Here is a 19350-nt window from a genome sequence, read left to right as displayed (position 1 = left end):
ACATTTTTTTACTACTATTATTCATAATTTTCTTAGGAGGTTGTCAAATGGCAAGCGAGAAAACAAAGAAGCCTTCAGAAATGAACCCCGAAGACCTGCCTGATGTGAGAGCATTTCAAGATGAATTTACCCGAGGTTTTTTACAATCGACAGAAGAAATAAGACCTGGCTATTATCCATTTTTGTCTGGAACGGGGAAATATGAAATGGATTTTCCTGAAGGTGGAATAATTAGCGAAAGAGCATATGCACGAAAAGAAAAGGTACATGAAGGATACTCTGTTCATATTCTAAGTGATGTTGTTGGAGGCGCTGACACTACAATTTTTTATTATTCTGATGATACGACAGATGAATTAGATATGAATTTAGAAAGCTTCAGTAGTAGGATTGGAAAAGATATAAACTATAAAGAAATAGCCGGAGATGGTCAGTCACTTTATTACGGAAACTTTGAGCGAAATGGATTTCATACTTACGCTGGGTATGTACAAAATGAAAAAGCTGATGGAGCACTTGAAATTATTTACCAAATTGATTGTAGGCAAGAGCTAAAAGAAAAATGCAATAAAAACAAAACAAAAAATGAAAAATACGTTTTGGATTGGCTGAAAACGATCCGCTTTATAGATGAGAATAAGGAAGTGAATATTTCATAAGCCAAAGAAATATATTACAAGAACACCTGCTATTTCCTCCACCCTAAACCTTCTTTCGTCATATGACGATATACTCATTTTTCAAAAAACCCCTCTCTTCACTTTCATTTGCTCATAGTCAACTATATACTATACATAACTGAAAATATGGGTCATATTGGAAAATGGCTTATTTATCGGAGGCTAAAATGTGAAGAAGCAACGATACATTTTTTTACTACTATTATTCATAATTTTCTTAGGAGGTTGTCAAATGGCAAGCGAGAAAACAAAGAAGCCTTCAGAAATGAACCCCGAAGACCTGCCTAATGTAAGAGCATTTCAAGATGAATTTACCCGAGGTTTTTTACAATCGACAAAAGAAATAAGACCTGGCTATTATCCATTTTTGTCTGGAACGGGGAAATATGAAATGGATTTTCCTGAAGGTGGGATTATTGGTGAACGAGGATATTTTGCAGATGATAAAGAGTATGAAGAACTCTCTGTCCATATCTTGAATGGCGTTGTTGGAGGCGCTGGCATTACTATATTTTATTTTTCAGACTACACGGCAGATGAATTAGACATGAATTTAAAAAGCTTCAGTAGTAGGATTGGTGAAGATATAAATTATAAAAAGATAGCAGGAGATGGTCTATCACTTTACTATAGCAACATTGATAAAAGTGAGTTTTATGCATACGCAGGATATATACAAAATGAAAAAGCTGGTGGAGCACTTGAAATTATTTACCAAATCGATTGCCGGCAAGAACTAAAAGAAAAATGCAATAAAAACGAAATAGAAAATGAAAAATATGTTTTGGATTGGCTGAAATCTGTCAGCTTTATAGATGAGGATAAGGAAGTGAATGGGGATGGGTCGTAGAATTATGCATTCACCGGAACTGCGGTTAAGATTAACTCAGTTAGGATACGATGATAAGTTATCGAAGGCGGAATTTACAGAAAAAGTAAAAAGAATATATTTAGAAGAAACAGGTAAGAAACTACATGCCGATGTTAAAGTATATACCTCAAAAGAGGCAAGAACTAGTAAACAATCCGGATATGATGGGTTGGCAATTTATTTAGATGCTAAGGAAAATAAAAAAGATGAATTATACATTGTTTCACAAGGGTCTACGGATATTAAAGATTGGGATTATAATATTAAAGCAATGTTAGCAGGAAGAGATATTCGGCAAGCTAATTCAACGAATAGATTTGTATTAGCCGCAAAACATCATTTTAAGCTCAATAATAATGAAAACTCAACACCTGTTATTGGTTTATCACATTCATTAGCTCATAATAATAATACCACTGCCCATTTAATGCATAATACTTTTGATAAAGTGTATAGTGTTAATGGTGCTCAAACAAATTATTATCAACTCTATTTCGCAGATAGAAAATTTGCAAATGATGTAAGAAGTTATTTTTCTATGTCATACGATAATCCTAATGCCATCTACGACATAGACCCAAACCAACTTCGACAATTTGCAGAAAACCACTATAAAGACAAAGCAAAAAATATCCACCAATTCATCTCAAAGGATGATCCACTTTATGCGGCAAGTGCTGTACGTGGTTTCTTTACACTTGGGAATGTCGAAATGGTGGACACCAACCCTAACTATCCAGGGTTGCGGTCACTAGTAGAGGATATTCCAGATGAAGTAATACAGGACTTTCAAGAACTAGCCATCCAGTACACCACTGCTTCTAACCAAGGTGGAATAAACGGAGTTATGCAAGAGATTTTTGGTGTTAATATGAATGTTGTAAACAAAATCGGTGATAATTCCCTTAAAACTTATATGACAAATCAAACTGAAATTGATGGAATGATCCGCCAGTTAGATAAAAAAGTGCCAGGACTACTTCAACAAGTAAAAACAATTACAAGTAATGCTAATTTAATTTTTGGTAGATTAGAAGATGCAGGATATATAACCAATGCACAAAGGCAACTTATCGTTGAAGAAGTCACCAACATAGAAACAGAGCTAGAAGGGATTCAAGAGACATTATCTAGCATAGTAGATGTGCGAGGCACTGGGAACTTTATCACACAAATCGGCGGGGACATTGCAGCAGCGCTAAAAATAAAGGGACATATGAACGCGATCAAAGATAGTCTCAAAGTGTTAAATCAAGAGGATCTTCTGAAGGTTTTAGATGAGTTAAAGGCTAGCCATAGTATTATGGAAGTTTTAAATGGTTTGTCGCATGGTAAAAAATCCTATTTAGGAACAGATATGCTTTTCACTACCAATCATGGGAATAAAGAAATAAAAGTAAATATTTCAGCCGCTTTGCGTATGTATCAAGAAGGAAAAACCGTTTTAGAAGAAAAGCTATCTAAGATTCGTCAGTTTCAAGCAGCAATAGATAGAGAAATTCCTAAATCCTATAACAGAAACAAATATAAAGTGATGCGCAAAATAGATGACATAGAGGCAAATCCTAGTGTATATACACATATTCTTAGAAAGCATCTTTACTTTTCACGATTAGATAAAAAAGTAAGGCGGATTCAAGTCCACGACGTATTTTTCCCATTAGAACATAAGAACCTAGATGAAGAAATATACGAACTAAAGCAAAGTGTACAAGAAAGCTATACATATATTGAAAATTATCGCAAAGCCATCGAAGATTTGTTTACGGAAGAAAAAGAAATCGCTACTTTATTTCGGTTAGTAGAGGGAGAATGACATGAAAGATATAGAATCAATTACAGTAACAGAAAAAATTGTTGCAAGCGAGAATCTCATGCATAAGAAGCAAATTCTACGTAAATACACAGAGGAGATATTTAAAATCGATAAGACTTTTTTCAATCTTATGGATGATATTATTGTCAATGAAGATCAAAAGGGTGAGATTGTGGAAGCAATGAAAGAAGAAACAAAAAAGTTAACGACGTACAATCGTAATTTACTAGAACACATCGATAAACGTATGAATAAGATTGTGCAAAGACTAGATGAACAAGTCGATGAAATAAAAAGCCAACGCATGACCATTACCTATGAAAATACACCGTCTGCGTAACATGCACTCCAGCCTGTGGTATAAAGGCAAATTATTCTCCCCCTATCAGTCATCATCCCCCGCCCTCACTGGAACATATATCTATAGGGCTGTCAGCTCCCGCTTTTGCATATGTGAACGGGCAGCGCAAGAACAGCCCCCTGAATATTTACCTATTCAACTGCATTTATTGATTTGGGGAAATGAATATGGCTTCACCACTGATAATCGTGGCCATCTGTTTGTTTGCGGACTTAACCGTTGAACTAACTGCTCGCATTCTATTTTTTTCGTGCATGCTCACGTTCTTTCCGCATGACCTGACCGTTTAATACAATTCACATTCCTTTTTCGTACCCAACGTAACAGTCATATCATTTCAGCAAATTTGAATTTATATGATATAATACATGTTTTTTCAGTATACTTCCCTGCTTCAGCTTTGGGTGATCAAAATCTTTTACATATTGCATACCTATTTTTCTCATGACATTTTGTGAAGGGGTGTTCACCTCAGCTGTAAAGCTATAAATATTAGTAAAACCTAACTTCGTAAATCCATATTGCAAACAAGCTGCTGCCCCTTCTGTAGCAAAACCTTTTCCCCAAGCAGCTTCTTTTAGTCGCCAACCCATTTCAATACAAGGTGTAAAATCAGCTGCAAAAGTGGCTCGATGAAACCCAATAAATCCTAAAAATTCATTCGTTTCCTTTTCTTCCACAGCAAAGAGTCCATATCCATTAGCTTTGATCTTATCTACGATTAATATGTAAAAAGCTTCTGTTTCTTCGGTTGATAATGTTTTAGGAAAATACCGCATCACATTTCCATCCGCATTAAGTGCCGCAAATGGAACTATATCTGTTTCATCCCAGTCACGCAATTTTAATCTAGACGTCTCTACATATAACATTTTTCACCTCACCTCTTTGAAAAACTTCTTTTCATATCATACAATTTTCCTACAAAACTGCTATGAATTGATACAAAAAACCAGCGTAAAAGTAAAACACGCTTCCACTGATTCTTCCTTTTTCTAGTAAACTTACTTACCATACTAATTAATCATCTGTCATTGTCTTTTTAAAGCAACTATACATGAACAACGCTGCAGCAAAAACCCAACCAGCAATAATTGCTAGTGGCATCCAAGAGCTCGTATCGTGGAATTCAATAGCTTGCATAATTGGAAAAGTATCAGTAATTTTCATAACGATCCCATCCTCGTCTAGCTGAAGAGAACCAAGGATAGGTGTAAAGCCAAACAAAAGCATGACAGGCATGGTATATGCAGACGTTGCAGAAATAGATTTAGAAAATAAGCCAATACCAATACCTAAAAATAGAAAGAACAAAAACAATAAAAGCAACGCAAGAATAGCTTTCCCGTTTAAGAATGGGTCACTCCCTATAATGGCTAAAGACACTGTTAAAGAGACAAAAGTTACGAGTCCGACGACGAGACTTTTACCAACAAGAATGTCTACCATGGAGGCAGGTGACTGAATCAGTCCGCGTAATGTTTTCTTTTCATTTTCTTCAGCCATCATGGTCATCATACAGGTTGACGTAACAGAAGAATACGCTATCCCTACATTTAGATACAAGAAATAGATTGGAAACTCTTCCCCATTACTCATCTGCTTATATAATAAGGCTAGTCCTATTGGGATAAGCGGCATCATCAATAGCATCATATTTTTCATAAAATCTTTTATATCTTTTTCAAAAATAGCGCTTATGCGTTGAATATTCATCATACCAGCTCCTCCCCTGTTACTTTCAAAAAGACTTGCCCTAATGTTGGTTTATCTGTCTGCATGGATTTCACCCGATTATATACAATCAATTCCTTTATTCGCTCTGCATTGTCTGGCGTATTTTTAAGCACAAGCCGCTCTCCTTCATATGTTTCGATATGAAAGGTGTGCGTTGAATGCTTGTAGCGAAGCTCATCGGGATCATCCAATTCGACTATTTCCCCTTCGTGAAGAAAAGCAACACGATCGCATAAGGAATTCGCTTCTTCCATATTATGCGTAGTTAGAAAAATCGTCGTTCCTGCTTCATTCAATTTCCGTAATCCTCGATGAATATGCGCCATATTTCCAGGATCTAAAGCAGATGTTGGTTCATCTAAAAACACGAGCTTTGGTTTATGAATGAGCGCTTTAGCGAGCAGTACACGCTGCTTCATTCCTCTGGATAATTTCGATACCGTTTTTCTGCGTTCATCATATAAATTCACCTCGCGCAAAATAGCATCTATTTGCTTTAAAGGCGCATGGTATAATTTACAAAATAATTTCAAATTGTCATAGATCGTTAAGCGCTCATAAAGGGAACTATTATCAGATAATATACCAATTTTGGATTTAAAATCAGCGGTTCTCATCTGTTTCGGACCCATTCCCATTACCATTACGCTACCTGTTGTTTGACCAAGTTCTCCCGTTAAAATTTTAATCGTCGTTGTTTTCCCCGATCCGCTTGGTCCAAGCAAGCCAAAGATTTCTCCTTCTTTCACATGAAATTGCACATCTTTCAGTGCTACATGTTGTCCGAACGATTTTTTCATTCCTTCCACTGCTATAATACTTTCCAATTGAAAACCTCCTTCGCTGAACTGCTTCTAGCTTAGCCGATAAAGCTAGCGAATGCAGCAAACGGAGGATGAATTGTACCTTTAAGAGGGTGAATTGTACCCTTGTTTTTCTACTCTCTGCCATCAATACGGCACTACCTTATTTAGCCAAGTTACCTTTTAATCTGCATTTTAGCTGAATGGTAACATAAATGCTGCGAACTGTACTAATCATTTGTCAAATACTCCAGTACCTAATAGCTTTTCTTCATATTGGTTAGAAAAACGTGCCTTACCGCCAAATACTCATGGCAAAATACGCTACGTTTTCCTATACGATCAACCTTCAAATAGGATGCTTTCCTATAGAAAGAAACACGCAAGCGCCCAATTAGCAACGTAGCGACTGGAACGAATCAACGAAAGATGTAAGAATCATGCCACTAAAACAGGGGGGGATGTCGACGCATGAAGGCAATACCGTTTTTAGTTGGCTTTCCTCTTACCAACGAACCATTGATGACTTAACTTAGGGCAATTGGTGAGTCACCTAAATGCTTGGTGCTGTAATCGGACGTGGCTTATTCAGTTATTTCCTTAGCGAAGCACCTAATTTTGTACTTTCTTATATAGGAAAAAGAAATGGTATGTACCCAGTTATTCATAATCACCACATGAAACGAACCTTACTTTAAGCTAAATTTGTCCTGAATTTCTTGTATTTTGGTTCGTGACAGCGGAATTGTCGATTGGGATTGATTATCAATTCGGAGAGAATACGTATTTTTTGACCAGGTAATAATTTCACGAACCTTTTGCAAATTAACAATGTAAGAACGGTGACAGCGATAAAAACCGTACACGGCTAATTTTTTCTCCATATCCCCAAGTGTGGCATCCAAGGCATAAGATGCATCATTTACAACGATCATCGCTTTCCCATCTTGGCTCTCAATATAATCCACTTCCAAAGGGTCAAACAAAATCATTTTATCATCGACCTTTGCTGGAATTTTGAAAAAACTAGTCGTCATTGATGTCCCAGCACTATTACTTTCATCTTCTTCACTTGCCTCTCCCTCATCCAGTTCAATTTGCTGGAGACCGCTTTTTTGCAATTTGTACGCTATATCACCGAGCAACAATGCGTGTTCCAGGTTTGAAACTAAAATTAACAGCGGAACTTGTTTTTCCTTTAACTTTTGTAACATATAGATAAAAGTATCCATTGTTCTCACATCTGCACCATGGATCGGTTCACGAAAGATCATCGGCTGCATGCCGCTCATGAAATACTTTGCGTAATAAACCCGACGTATTTCTGATTCCGTACAAGTGTGCAACGGCTTCTTTGCACTGCTTTGCAAAGCAAACAATACGAGAATTTCCGCTAAAGGCGTCTTACATTGGAACCATTTATGAAAAAAAACGATGTTTCCTTCTATGGTAAGACGTTGATACAAGCCTTCCTGTAGATCAAAAATAGAAAAATCACCATTATTTTGCAGGACTTTGGTCAGCTCCTCCTGCATATCCATGTCACTATAAACCGTAGCTGTATACGCCCCATCAATGGTGAGGGAAAACGACGGCAATAACTCGCTATCTATCATCTTTTCATGAATTGTAAACTGTGTCATATGCAAACCCCTGTTCAAACGAATAATCTTTTACAATGATTAGTATAACATGAAGTACTTTACAAAAGTTTATTCATAAGCGGGAAAAAACAGAATCCATAATAGCTATCTATACATATCAATTCTGTCTGAATAAGAAGGAAAAGACATGTCCAATACACTCCCCATCACTTTGCTTGGTTATAGATGGATTGCACCTGACATGTTCTTTTAGATTTAGTGTCACGCTATACGTTACCAATTTAGAATTTATTAAAAGCACGCATTTCCAAACGATGCTTTTCCTTGCTACAATTCCCTTCCTGTAAATGCCGGCAACGGGTCATAAAGTGTATTCCAATCGTATTTCATCTCTTCATCGGTTAGCAAACACTGATCCAACCCCTTGGTAATCATCTCTTTATCCATATCAACACCGATAAATACCAACTCCGTAAAACGGTCTCCATATTTATCATCCCAACGCTCAGCTAACTCAGGATCTTCATGCAAAATTTTCATTTGTTCCTGCTCAGGATAGGTTGCGATCCAATCTCCTGCACTTTGAATTGAAATGGAGGTCCCAGCCTGCGATAACAAACCAGATACATTATTTCTAGAAGCTAACCAAAAGAATCCTTTGGCACGAACGATACTGGCTGGGCATTCTTCCAACCAGTTCAACCAGCGCTCTGGGTGAAACGGCTTCCTTCTTCGATAAACAAAAGAGTAAATACCGTACTCCTCCGTTTCAGGGACGTGTTCCTCATTTAGTTCTTTTATCCACCCTGCCCCCTGACTTGCTTTTTCAAACGAAAATAGTCCGGTATTCAACACAGACTCCAAAGGAACTGTGCTATAACTAGTATCGATAATATGAGCTTCCGAATTCAACTGTTTTATTACTGCTTTTAATTCTTCTTTATCCTCTCTATCTACTAGATCTATTTTATTTAATAAAATAACGTTAGCAAATTCAATTTGGTCAATTAATAGATCAATAACTTCTCTAGCATCTTGCTCATCTACTCCTTGGTTACGATCAAGCAAGCTTTCGCCAGATCCATAATCATCCCAAAAACGATTTGCATCTACAACTGTCACCATCGTATCCAATTGACAATGCTCTCCAAGATTAATACCTAGCTCGTCGTCCTTATAAGTGAAGCTCTGAGCAACAGGGATTGGTTCAGACACCCCTGTCGATTCAATTACAATATAATCAATATCAAGCTTGGCTAACTTCTCTACCTCTTTAATTAAATCTTCTCTTAATGTGCAACATATACAACCATTTTGCAGTTCAATCAATTTTTCTTCTGCCCTACTAAACTTTCCTTGCTTCACCATATCTGCATCAATATTTACTTCGCTTAAATCATTAACAATAACAGCTATTTTCAGTTCCTCTCTATTGGTTAATAAGTGATTTAATAATGTCGTTTTTCCTGACCCTAAATAACCACTTAGTACAGTAACTGGTATTTTCTTCTGCAAAATATTCTCCTCCTATGCTTGTTGTACAATGCGTTTTGCTGCTTTTCTAGCTCCAACGATATTTCTTAAAACAGGTCCAATCTCTAATTCAGCAAGTGCCAAACAACAAAGCGACCTTGCTTCCATTCTAAAGAAGACAGAACAATAGGAAAGCCACAAGGAGGAAAATTCATTTGCTTGATACCTGGCTGGAGCCAATCTTCCCCAGGTATACCGCTTTCTGCACCTGTTGACAGTAAAAGAGAGTGAACTTTTATCGTCTCGCCATTTGTCATATAAATAGTCGAGTAGCCACACATCCTTAACTCCTCCACCTATAGATATAAGCAAGTCCCTCCTTTTTACCAACTCGACTTTTTCACACCTGGAATCTGACCTTTATGTGCATATTCCCTAAAAGCAATTCGAGACATTTTAAACTTTCTCATATACCCACGAGGTCTCCCAGTAATCGCACACCTTCCTGTTAAACGTGTAGGGGAAGAATCCCGAGGAAGTTTTCTAAGCGCCTCATAATCTCCTTTTTCTTTTAATTCTTTTCGTAGTTCAGCATATTTTGCTACCATTTGTTGTCTTTTCTTCTCTTTTGCAATTTTTGATTTTTTTGCCATTAATCTCACCTATTTCTATTATTTTTAAAATCAAATCCAATTTCATGTTTGGTCTAGTTTTATCATCTTAACTTACCGTAGCATCTCAATGGACTACCATTTTCTCTAACTTAGATGTTCCACGTGTAAGGGTCTTCCATCTCGGTCCAATCTTCTTCCATTTCTTCTGCAGTTAGTAAGCATTGATCAAGCTCCCTAATAATTTCTCCTTTTTCAAGGTCAACTCCAATAAATACAAGATTTGTCTTTCTATCTCCAAATTCTGGATCCCAATCATTTAAAATACTTGGGTTTTGCTTGATCGTACTGTCCTTTTGTTCTTTCGGTAGTGAAGCAACCCAATAAGAAACCGGTTCAACAGAGACGGATGGGCCAGCCTGGGAAAAAAGAAGAGCGAAATCATTTCTGGTGGCACACCAAGCAATCCCTTTAGCTCGAACGATGGATACAGGCATCTGTTTGATCCAATCATAAAAACGTTGCGAGTGAAACGGAAGTCTTCGTCTATATACAAACGAGTTAATCCCATATTCTTCTGTTTCCGGAGTATGTGCTTCTGGTCCTGTCATTAACTCCTTCAGCCACCCAGCTGATTGACTCGCTCTTGCAAAATCGAATCGACCAGTATGCAATATTTCTGCAAGATCAACTTCTCCGTAAGTGGTATAAATCATCTTAGCATCTGGTTGCAGTGTTTCGAATACCCTAGTTAAAGAATCAAGCTGTGCTTTTGTAACCATGTCGCATTTATTTAATAAGAGTACATCACAAAATTCTATTTGATCGATCAGCAAATCGGCAAGATTACGATCATCTGCTTCTCCTATTGCTTGCTTTCGATCAAGCAGACGATCACCAGACTCATAATCATGCCAAAAACGATAAGCATCTACGACAGTAACCATCGTATCCAGCTGACAGAATTGTGAAAGATCAATACCCAGTTGTTCATCAATATAGGAGAATGTCTGAGCAACTGGGACAGGCTCACTAATCCCTGATGATTCGATCACAATATAATCGATGTTTCCCCGTTTCGTGATTTTTTCTACTTCTATCAGTAGGTCTTCTCTTAACGTACAGCAAATACACCCGTTGGACATCTCGATTAAGTTTTCTTCAACCCTAGAGAACTGTCCTCCCTTCTCCACCAAACGTGCATCCATATTTAGTTCACTCATATCATTTACTATTACAGCGACTTTCATATTCTTTCGATTGTTTAAAATGTGATTCAGAAGCGTTGTTTTTCCTGCCCCCAAATAACCACTTAAAACAGTAACCGGGATTTTCTTCATCCATTTTTCCCCCTAGCATTCCATTAAAATATAAAACTGAGAAGTATTAGAGTCATTCGTTGTAAATTGTAAGCCTTACGATTTGAAGCTTAAAAAAATCTATTTTACAATACATGCACGAAACTGCATGGTAAGTTTTTCTTTATCGAGATTCTTCCCAATAAATACAAGCTCACTTTTACGTTGTTCATTGCCCCAATTATTTTTTACTTCCCCTGCAAAAATCATATGAACGCCTTGAAAAATAAACCGTCTATCTAACCCATCTATGTTTAATATCCCTTTATACCGATATAGATTTTCTCCTTGCAGTTGAACAAGATAAGAAAACCACATGTTGAGTTTCCTTAAATCAAGCGGTCTCAACTCCTGTATGGAGAAAGATGTTACTTTCTCATCATGATGACCTCGATCGGAGGAATAGGTGCTTAACGTGAATTTTTCATGCAGATTATAAGAAAAAATATTTACTACTTTATACAAATCTACCTGACTGTTTACAGATAAATGTGTAGAAGCAGCAGGGTTGATTCCATCCAAACGGGTTATTAGCTTTTCTAAATCCTCTTTCGTTACTATATCTGTTTTGTTTACAACAATCACATCTGCAAAAGCAATTTGAATTAATGCTTCATCCTTTTGGTCTAAATGGTAAGAAATATGTTTAGCATCAACAAAGGTACAAACACTGTCGATAACGTATTCCTCCACCATGCTCTCATCCATCAAGAAGGTTTGCACAATTGGCGCAGGATCTGCTAATCCAGTTGTCTCTATCACTATTCTGTCAAACTCAATCATGTTCTGTTCTCTTGAGAAAGAAAGCATAACCAATCCATCTATTAAATCTTTACGAACATTACAGCAGATACAACCGCTATTAATTTCGATAATTTCTTCTTTGGTTCTTTCAATGAGCTGATAGTCTATACCAATATCACCAAACTCATTCACAATAACTGCCACCTTTTCTTTCGTTTGCTCTAAAAGATGATTAAGAAAGGTTGTTTTTCCTGATCCTAAATATCCCGTCACAATAGTGACAGGGGTTCTCGTCTCCATTTACTTTAACATCCTCCCTTCCTCTCTTGATTAAAGATGGACATAAATAGTAGCTTCAAATTAATGGCGTATGCTCTGCCAAATTTTAAATCGTAATTATTACGATTTAATTATGTGCTACTTACTTTAACATGAAACATGCAAATGAGCAAGCTATAAAATAAAACGAGGTTTACTTTGTTAGGTAAGACAATTCAGATTCTAGCGCCGTGCCCCTTAAGCATCGTCTAGGTTATATTGCCAATTCTATTGATACAAGTGTAGGGGGCTGATAAAATCATAGTTAAAAGCTCATAAGACTTGCCTCAAAAATGAAGTGATATTTTTGCGTAAAATCTATTCGTTCAACTAACCAGAATCCCTCAAGGCAATTTCAGCAACTGAACGAAACTGGAATGGATATTATTTTGAAACACCATAAAAATCATCAGAATGAATTATGCAGTAAAGCTTTATAGAGAGCGAGATACAACTGTAAATCAAATTTGTGAATTTGGGCTTTATTTTATATAGAAAGCTCTCGGAAAGGAACAGTTGATGATTTATACCAAATATTAAATTTCATATAAAGGTGGAATTATATGCCTAAAATTGACAATATGTTAGCAATTCTATGGATGCTTCGTTCAGGTAAAAAAATTACTGCCAAACAAATTTCTGAAAATCTAGAAATAAATATAAGAACTGTGTATCGTTATATTGATACAATTTCAACAAGTGGCGTACCTATAATTTCAGAACCAGGACATAACGGTGGATACACTTTATTGAACCATTTTATGGAGGCACCTCTTTTTTTTGATTTGGAGGAGCAAACTGCACTATTTCACGCTGCTGTTTTTGCAGAAGAAGCTGGATATTATGGAGGTGAAGCGCTAAATAGAGCCATTTCAAAACTAAGTAAATACTCAAATCAAGAGCAGAAAACAAAAGTAAACCAACATTTTAATAGTCTTGAAGTAATAAGTCGATTAAGTTCACTCTCTAAGGAACCTTTTTTGAAGGAGTTGGAGCAGGCCGTAGCTGACGGGTACTCAGTAAAAATTCTTCACCATAAAAGCGGCAAAAAGCAATTAAATAATAGATTGATTGATCCGTACAGAATGATCTATTGGAATAATAAGTGGTATGTGATTGGGTTTTGTCATCTTCGAAATGATATCCGTAGTTTTAGAGTGGATCGAATTGAAAATCTAATGCTAACCGAAAATAAGTTTAACCCCCCAGAAAATTTTTCTGCACGTGACTTTTTTATGAAAAACCTTCTTCCAACTATAGAAGATAAGGAAGGAATTATTTCTTTGGTTATTAGTGGAGATAAAAGTGTATTGACTGATATTTGCCAACATTGGTTTTTAGGACATTATTTACAAGAACGGACTTCAAATCAAGCAGTTTTTCTGCTTGAAAAAGATATGATACATACATATGTACCTTATTTACTATTACCGTACAATAAATCTATTCAAGTTATTGAGCCAATCAGTCTAAAGAAGAGACTGATTGAAGTTCTTTCGGAATTAATTAAATTTCATCAAGTATGATAACTTCCCTGACGTTAGCTGTCAGGGAAGTTATATTATAATAGCTATATCAATTGGGATTGGAGTGTTATTAGATGCAAACAAAAAAAGCATTTTTATATGTATTTCATACCATGTCGGACTGGGAATATGGATATTTAATTGCTGAACTAAACTCAGGAAGATATTTCAAAAAAGATGTAGCGCCTTTAAAAGTAATTACAGTAGGAGCTAATCAAGAAATGATTACTACGATGGGAGGGTTGAGCATAAAACCAGATATTTCCCTTGATGAATGTACGCTTGAGAGTAAAGATCTATTAATTTTACCAGGAGGTACTACTTGGAATGAAGAAATTCATCAACCTATCTTAGAAAGAATTGGCCAAGCTTTAAAGCTTGGCACTATTGTTGCTGCAATTTGTGGTGCAACTGATGCCCTCGCGAATATGGGATACTTGGATACTAGAAAGCATACAAGTAATAGCTTAGAATATACTAAAATGGTCTGTCCCAACTATAAAGGAGAAAAGTTCTATAAGATGGAATCTGCGGTATCTGATATGAATTTAGTTACTGCATCAGGAATAGCCCCTCTGGAATTTGCAATGGAGGTACTAAAAACAATGGATGTATGTACACCAGATGCATTACATGCATGGTATAACCTAAATAAGACGCATAAACCTGAATACTTCTTCCAGTTAATGAATTTAATAAATAAAGGAAATAACTAAAAAGCTTAATTTCTCTAATTTTAATTTACAGAGAAGTTTGGCTTTTTAGTTTAGAATTTCATTACCGTTGTAAATCTGCATTTACTTGACGCTATCCCAATAAGAATGCACGTATATGTAGAGCTCACATACTATTATTAGTACTATCTTGTTCGAACGATATCCCCCGATTACAACTTGATTAACTGGTCATAGAGACTATTTGTTAATTTTTATTATTGAACAGTCGCCTTAGACTTTTTCCTGTAGATAACATATTAGAGCGCATATCTATACGGCAATATGCGCTCTTTGCACTTACACGAAATGTATTAATTTCATTACATTTTCACATCTTCAATCGACATGCTAAACGTTGGACTTGGAGGACGTGATGCAGTTTCCTCATCTAGTTTAGTCGTAAATAAAAAACCACTGATTAATAGAGCCCCACATGCCATTGTTAGTACTATTTTTTTCAAACGATACCCCTCCCGATCACAACTTAATTAATTGGTCATAACTGCTGTTTGCTAATTTATAATATTCAACAGACTCCTTATATTTCCCCTTTTCCTCTAGATGAGTAGCTAATAACTTCGCATAAAACACTAAATTGCTATAATCTCCTCGGCGTGTTAAATAAGGGATAAAATCATCCGTTAATATCGTTTTAAATTTTTTAAAATCATCGTAAAGTAAACATGTATATACTTGAATCATGTAATTGTGATATCCATTATAAAAGTCATTGTATTTACATTTTACTAATTCTAATATCTTCTTAGCTTGCTTTACGTACGCTTTTGCTTTTTCATATTCTCCAATCATATAAAGCTCCTGAACTAAATGAGTAAGTGCATCTAATTTAGTTTTATCCGCTAAATCTTTCGTTTCTATCGCTAATGTGTAATGTTTAATCGCTTCTTCTGAATTTCCCATCATGGAATAAAGGTAACCGAAATTATAATGCGCTAAATAAACGATTGTTTCATTCTTATTTAATTCTCCTAAGTGTAATGCCAAATTATAGTTTTTTATTGCAGCATCTAAATCTTTTACCCTTTGATATGATATACCTAATATAATATGACATTGCGCACAGTACATAAAATTATAATTCTGCTGAAATACCGTCATTGCACGATTCGCATAATCTACAGCCTCTAAATCTTCCCGAAGATAATTATGCGTTATCGATAATGCATAATGTAAATTAGCTATTTCTTTATCGGCAATATTAGCTAAACGAATAACTTTTTCTGCTAATTTATAATTTCGCAGTGCTTCTTGATGAACTTCCTTATGTGTATAATAATTTCCTTTAAATTTATGCCAATAATAGCTTTCTTCATAATTAAAGGAATCAGCCATATCATGCAGTTTATTCATTATATGTAAAGCTTTCCCTAAATCACGTAAGACGATATAATAACGTATGGTATGTATTTCAAACATAATCGTATGTTGATTAATTTTACGTTCCATTAATGGTTGTAATTCTTCATACTTTTCTGTTATCACCTTTTTATCATTCTTATCAAACAACATCTCGTACCATTCTTTACACTTCTCTTCTATTTCTCTATCTGTGTCTTCGGAAATTTCAATCCCTAATCGATCACAGAGTAACTGGAGAATTTCAGGGCTTGCATTTGTCTTTTGATTCTCTATTTTTGATAGATAGGACAAGGAAACGATACCCTCCGATAATTCTTCTTGTGTCATCTTGCATTTCAATCGGTGCAATTTAATAAATGAGCCAATATGCACTAGATTCACCCACTATCCTTAAACTAATAACTTATCTAGTTATATTATACCATTAATTCAGAAAAATCATATTGGTAAAATAATCTGATTTTATCGCGTTTTCTGAGCTGAATTACGCTAATAATTTGTTGATTTTCTTCAAAGAGGAAAATCAACAAATTATTTTTATCTGTTTAAATAAGAGGAAGAGTGGATATCTTACGTCACGTTAAATAAATATAAAAAAATACAGCTTTCACCAAAAGGGTTGGAAGAAGCTGCTAAACTATGAATAAGCTAACATGTTATATTCCTTTTCATGACTGTTTCAAGAAACCTTTCATCTATCTATATGGGAAATAATGCATACAACCATTAAACAGGTACACTAAAACCATTGTTCTTTTCTTCCGTTGATTGCTCCCCATTTTCCTTTATTTGTTCTTGAACCGTTTGGAGCTTCTCTTCTAACTTTATTAATTTTTCTTGCTTTCTTTCACTATAAATTCCTCTATTTGCATCTAACTTCATTTCACTTTCAAGCGTGTTTTTTTCCCGCTCTAGCCCTTTGAAAACATGATTCATTTTTTGCGTTTGATCTAATGCAAAGGCTTGGGTAAATAACTGTTCTTCCTCCGATTGTGGAGTCTCATTCTTCTTTACATCTTTTTCCTTCCCAAGTGCTTTCTCTTGCTCTTTCATCTGCTGTTTAACAATTTTATTGTCAAGTTCGGCAATTTGCTTTTCAAATTCCTTCAACTGCTCTTGAATGCTTTAATATCTTTTCCAGATTCAAGTGTTTTCTCCGTCAAATTCTGCTTCATCTCCACTAGAGATTCACGATGTTTCATCAAATTTTCGATGAGGAAATTCTTTTGTTGTCCTTTACTACCATTAAATAATTGAAGCGACTGACTGCTAATATACACACCGTCTTTTTTGGTATTGGATAAATTAGTATGGGAAGCAGCTGGAATAGATTTTGTAAAAAAAGGTACACTAACTCGCATTTCATTACTATGAATCTTCACTTTTGTTCCTCCCCTCTCTTTTATTATCGGGAGGTCTTTTTAAAAGTAAAGACAAGTGATACCTTTTTACAATAGCATCAGACTCATCAATAGAAACTTTTATCAAGCTAACCTTTGCTATAAACGATGAGTTTTAGATACTTATTCCTCGGACACTAGATAATAAATATGCAATACATCCATTTTAATCACCTATCCGTACTATAAAGTGACTAAGTGAATCGTCAAGCAATGTTTTGTTTTCATCTTCCCTAAATACTAGTAGTCCAAGCATATTGCACAAAGGCCTCTGAACGAAACCGAGATTTAATCAACAATTTTACAAGCTCAACTTTTCCATCATTGAAGTGAGAGTCTTTGCAGCACAATTTCAGAATCCACCATATTTTCAAACACTCATCTTCCTACATTTATTTTTCTTTCGTTTTCTTCCCCTAGCACCAAGTATCTCAATTCTGTCTCAGGTATCGCATGATATTCTTTTCGCTTCAGTAGATAAAAGCTTAATCCAAGTACAATCCAAATGACTAGTGCTACTCTAGATTCTATCCCCAAAAATGCCGGCGAACCTGGCACTAATAATAATCCAATAAATACCAAACTAAATAATGCACCTGTTAAAGCAAACAATTTTTTTACTGGGGCTACCTGTTTCTGAGGATTCCTTGCCCTATTTGACCATTGTAATAAAGAATAAGCTGTAAAACAGGTGTAAAAATATGCGATGGACACGCCTATAGAAGACATATCTACTACCCATAGCAATACTTCCCGACCAAACCATGGAGCTAGCATAGCAATGATGACGGTGAAAATGATTCCTGCATATGGTGTTTGGTACTTCGGATGCAGCTTGGAGAATATTTGAGGTAATATCTTCGCACGAGACATCGAAAATAATAAACGGCTTGTCGAAATAATAAATCCATTTAAACCAGTAAATATTCCCATACTTAATGCAACTGTTAAAATAATCAGACCTACAACACCAAGTTCCTGCTTAATAACAGTTCCTGTCCCCCAAATAAGTTGTTCGTTCACGACATCTAGCCAAGGCATTGGCATAGCAGTCGTTATTACCATGAGACTATAAATCAATGCCGCAGCAGTCAGGGCAAAAATAATCAGCCCGAACGCTTTCTTGGATGAAAAATTAAACTCTTCTGCAACCTGTGGCACATTATCAAACCCTACATACGCCCATGGAGCAATGGCGACAATCGAAATAATAGCTCCAAAAGTCGTTAATTCAGGATGAAATACAGGTTGGATATTTTCGAAACTAGAAGTAGGTGACACACTGACCATACTAAATAAAACAAGAATGCTTGCCACCATGACAAAACAGAAGATGAACTGAGCGCTACCAGTCAATCCTGTTCCACGGATATTAAAATAGGCAAAAACAAGTAAGGCGGTCGTGGCAATAAGAATTTCGGTAACATACACATCCCAACCGCCTATTTCATACAATTTATACGTTTGTACAAAGGAAGGAAATACATATTTAAACATTAATGCTAACGCAGATGCATTTAATGCAACAATACATATATACCCTAACGTAAGAAACCATCCACTTATAAAAGCATGCGTCCGCCCTAAACCGATAAATGCATAAGCAAATCCACCACCCGAAACAGGGTAGTGCTTAATCAAAAAACCATAACTTACAGCAATTACCATCATTAATAAGGCACCAATAACCATTCCAATAACCACACCAAGTGGGCCTGCTTGCCCCATCCAGTTGGTTGGTTGTACAAACGCCCCCCAACCAACGGACGAGCCTAACGCAATTGCCAATACCCATTGCGGTTTCATTGTCTTCTTCAACGTTGTTCTCTCTTTCATATTCTCCTCCATGTATGTCTAAGTCTGTTAACAAGTTGCATTTCATCATCGTCTTCTCTATTTTTATGAAAGAGGGAAAGCCTTTCTTCTAATAAGAACCTATGGACTCGAAATCG

At 35.9% G+C, this 19350-nt stretch carries 20 protein-coding genes and 2 pseudogenes; 8 read left to right on the top strand and 14 right to left on the bottom strand.

What is annotated here, in order from left to right; all coding sequences use genetic code 11:
* Window positions 1–47: 47 nt before the first annotated feature.
* The 4 genes from D9780_RS02000 (at window position 48) to D9780_RS01985 (ending at window position 3707) form a co-directional block, all read left to right on the top strand.
* A complete protein-coding gene (locus D9780_RS02000; protein WP_121639098.1) occupies window positions 48–659 on the top strand; it encodes a hypothetical protein in 612 nt (203 codons plus the stop codon).
* 253 nt (window positions 660–912) lie between these two features.
* Window positions 913–1530 carry a hypothetical protein gene (locus D9780_RS01995; RefSeq protein ID WP_121639097.1) on the top strand — a complete coding sequence of 206 codons (618 nt, stop codon included), beginning with the start codon at window positions 913–915 and terminating at the stop codon, window positions 1528–1530.
* Window positions 1520–3367, top strand: a complete 1848-nt coding sequence (locus D9780_RS01990; protein WP_121639096.1) for a DUF6792 domain-containing protein — start codon at window positions 1520–1522, stop codon at window positions 3365–3367. The genes D9780_RS01995 and D9780_RS01990 overlap by 11 nt, the downstream gene beginning before the upstream one ends.
* Before the next feature lies 1 nt (window position 3368).
* On the top strand, window positions 3369–3707 hold the full coding sequence (locus D9780_RS01985) for a hypothetical protein (protein ID WP_073006563.1): 339 nt from the start codon (window positions 3369–3371) through the stop codon (window positions 3705–3707).
* Window positions 3708–4060: 353 nt separating this feature from the next.
* Here D9780_RS01985 and D9780_RS01980 read toward each other — a convergent pair whose 3' ends face one another.
* The 9 genes from D9780_RS01980 to D9780_RS01940 form a co-directional block, all read right to left on the bottom strand.
* Window positions 4061–4600: a GNAT family N-acetyltransferase gene (locus D9780_RS01980; RefSeq protein ID WP_121639095.1), complete on the bottom strand. Its 540-nt coding sequence runs from the start codon at window positions 4598–4600 to the stop codon at window positions 4061–4063.
* 148 nt (window positions 4601–4748) lie between these two features.
* Window positions 4749–5447: an ABC transporter permease gene (locus tag D9780_RS01975; RefSeq protein ID WP_240458764.1), complete on the bottom strand. Its 699-nt coding sequence runs from the start codon at window positions 5445–5447 to the stop codon at window positions 4749–4751.
* On the bottom strand, window positions 5444–6292 hold the full coding sequence (locus D9780_RS01970; RefSeq protein ID WP_121639094.1) for an ABC transporter ATP-binding protein: 849 nt from the start codon (window positions 6290–6292) through the stop codon (window positions 5444–5446). Before D9780_RS01970 ends, D9780_RS01975 begins: the two co-directional genes overlap by 4 nt.
* 665 nt (window positions 6293–6957) lie before the next feature.
* Entirely contained in the window at window positions 6958–7911 is a 954-nt protein-coding gene (locus tag D9780_RS01965; protein WP_121639093.1) for a response regulator transcription factor, read from the bottom strand.
* A 288-nt stretch (window positions 7912–8199) separates the two neighbouring features.
* Window positions 8200–9387, bottom strand: a complete 1188-nt coding sequence (locus tag D9780_RS01960; protein WP_121639092.1) for a GTP-binding protein — start codon at window positions 9385–9387, stop codon at window positions 8200–8202.
* Between the two features lie 83 nt (window positions 9388–9470).
* On the bottom strand, window positions 9471–9686 hold the full coding sequence (locus D9780_RS01955; protein WP_121639091.1) for a hypothetical protein: 216 nt from the start codon (window positions 9684–9686) through the stop codon (window positions 9471–9473).
* A 42-nt stretch (window positions 9687–9728) separates the two neighbouring features.
* On the bottom strand, window positions 9729–9998 hold the full coding sequence (rpsN, locus tag D9780_RS01950) for a 30S ribosomal protein S14 (RefSeq protein ID WP_121639090.1): 270 nt from the start codon (window positions 9996–9998) through the stop codon (window positions 9729–9731).
* Window positions 9999–10108: 110 nt separating this feature from the next.
* On the bottom strand, window positions 10109–11296 hold the full coding sequence (locus tag D9780_RS01945; protein ID WP_121639089.1) for a GTP-binding protein: 1188 nt from the start codon (window positions 11294–11296) through the stop codon (window positions 10109–10111).
* A 99-nt stretch (window positions 11297–11395) separates the two neighbouring features.
* Window positions 11396–12358, bottom strand: coding sequence for a CobW family GTP-binding protein (locus D9780_RS01940; protein WP_121639088.1), 963 nt, complete (start codon window positions 12356–12358; stop codon window positions 11396–11398).
* Between the two features lie 338 nt (window positions 12359–12696).
* Here D9780_RS01940 and D9780_RS21335 point away from each other — a divergent pair.
* The 4 genes and pseudogenes from D9780_RS21335 to D9780_RS01925 all read left to right on the top strand — a co-directional run.
* Window positions 12697–12765, top strand: a pseudogene (locus D9780_RS21335) (recombinase family protein); the annotation flags it as partial.
* A gap of 3 nt (window positions 12766–12768) precedes the next feature.
* A pseudogene (locus D9780_RS21570) lies at window positions 12769–12896 on the top strand (recombinase family protein); the annotation flags it as partial.
* 43 nt (window positions 12897–12939) lie between these two features.
* Complete coding sequence (locus D9780_RS01930; RefSeq protein ID WP_121639087.1) at window positions 12940–13902, top strand: helix-turn-helix transcriptional regulator; 963 nt, start codon at window positions 12940–12942, stop codon at window positions 13900–13902.
* A gap of 74 nt (window positions 13903–13976) precedes the next feature.
* Window positions 13977–14618 (top strand): type 1 glutamine amidotransferase family protein, encoded by a 642-nt coding sequence (locus D9780_RS01925; RefSeq protein ID WP_121639086.1) that lies wholly within the window; start codon window positions 13977–13979, stop codon window positions 14616–14618.
* 320 nt (window positions 14619–14938) lie between these two features.
* On the opposite strand, the gene D9780_RS20925 is transcribed toward D9780_RS01925, so the two are convergent.
* The 5 genes from D9780_RS20925 to D9780_RS01905 form a co-directional block, all read right to left on the bottom strand.
* Window positions 14939–15079 carry a hypothetical protein gene (locus D9780_RS20925; RefSeq protein WP_162985762.1) on the bottom strand — a complete coding sequence of 47 codons (141 nt, stop codon included), beginning with the start codon at window positions 15077–15079 and terminating at the stop codon, window positions 14939–14941.
* 16 nt (window positions 15080–15095) lie between these two features.
* A complete protein-coding gene (locus D9780_RS01920) occupies window positions 15096–16379 on the bottom strand; it encodes a helix-turn-helix domain-containing protein (RefSeq protein ID WP_162985761.1) in 1284 nt (427 codons plus the stop codon).
* A gap of 345 nt (window positions 16380–16724) precedes the next feature.
* The gene (locus tag D9780_RS01915) at window positions 16725–17108 is read right to left on the bottom strand and encodes a hypothetical protein (protein ID WP_121639084.1); all 384 of its coding nucleotides are present in this window, start codon (window positions 17106–17108) and stop codon (window positions 16725–16727) included.
* On the bottom strand, window positions 17105–17380 hold the full coding sequence (locus D9780_RS01910) for a hypothetical protein (protein ID WP_121639083.1): 276 nt from the start codon (window positions 17378–17380) through the stop codon (window positions 17105–17107). Before D9780_RS01910 ends, D9780_RS01915 begins: the two co-directional genes overlap by 4 nt.
* A 396-nt stretch (window positions 17381–17776) precedes the next feature.
* Window positions 17777–19234 (bottom strand): APC family permease, encoded by a 1458-nt coding sequence (locus tag D9780_RS01905; protein ID WP_121639082.1) that lies wholly within the window; start codon window positions 19232–19234, stop codon window positions 17777–17779.
* Window positions 19235–19350 lie beyond the last annotated feature (116 nt).

Origin of the sequence: Virgibacillus sp. Bac330 (genome assembly GCF_003667845.1) — a bacterium.
GTDB lineage: Bacteria > Bacillota > Bacilli > Bacillales > Amphibacillaceae > Virgibacillus > Virgibacillus chiguensis.
This window is presented reverse-complemented; position numbering and strand designations above follow the sequence as displayed.

Bases quoted from the DNA above. Each gene is read 5' to 3' on its own strand.
- D9780_RS02000 (WP_121639098.1), top strand. From the start codon at position 48: ATGGCAAGCGAGAAAACAAAGAAGCCTTCAGAAATGAACCCCGAAGAC.
- D9780_RS01995 (WP_121639097.1), top strand. From the start codon at position 913: ATGGCAAGCGAGAAAACAAAGAAGCCTTCAGAAATGAACCCCGAAGAC.
- D9780_RS01990 (WP_121639096.1), top strand. From the start codon at position 1,520: ATGGGTCGTAGAATTATGCATTCACCGGAACTGCGGTTAAGATTAACT.
- D9780_RS01985 (WP_073006563.1), top strand. From the start codon at position 3,369: ATGAAAGATATAGAATCAATTACAGTAACAGAAAAAATTGTTGCAAGC.
- D9780_RS01980 (WP_121639095.1), bottom strand. From the start codon at position 4,600: ATGTTATATGTAGAGACGTCTAGATTAAAATTGCGTGACTGGGATGAA.
- D9780_RS01975 (WP_240458764.1), bottom strand. From the start codon at position 5,447: ATGATGAATATTCAACGCATAAGCGCTATTTTTGAAAAAGATATAAAA.
- D9780_RS01965 (WP_121639093.1), bottom strand. From the start codon at position 7,911: ATGACACAGTTTACAATTCATGAAAAGATGATAGATAGCGAGTTATTG.
- D9780_RS01955 (WP_121639091.1), bottom strand. From the start codon at position 9,686: ATGTGTGGCTACTCGACTATTTATATGACAAATGGCGAGACGATAAAA.
- rpsN (WP_121639090.1), bottom strand. From the start codon at position 9,998: ATGGCAAAAAAATCAAAAATTGCAAAAGAGAAGAAAAGACAACAAATG.
- D9780_RS01945 (WP_121639089.1), bottom strand. From the start codon at position 11,296: ATGAAGAAAATCCCGGTTACTGTTTTAAGTGGTTATTTGGGGGCAGGA.
- D9780_RS01940 (WP_121639088.1), bottom strand. From the start codon at position 12,358: ATGGAGACGAGAACCCCTGTCACTATTGTGACGGGATATTTAGGATCA.
- D9780_RS01930 (WP_121639087.1), top strand. From the start codon at position 12,940: ATGCCTAAAATTGACAATATGTTAGCAATTCTATGGATGCTTCGTTCA.
- D9780_RS01925 (WP_121639086.1), top strand. From the start codon at position 13,977: ATGCAAACAAAAAAAGCATTTTTATATGTATTTCATACCATGTCGGAC.
- D9780_RS01905 (WP_121639082.1), bottom strand. From the start codon at position 19,234: ATGAAAGAGAGAACAACGTTGAAGAAGACAATGAAACCGCAATGGGTA.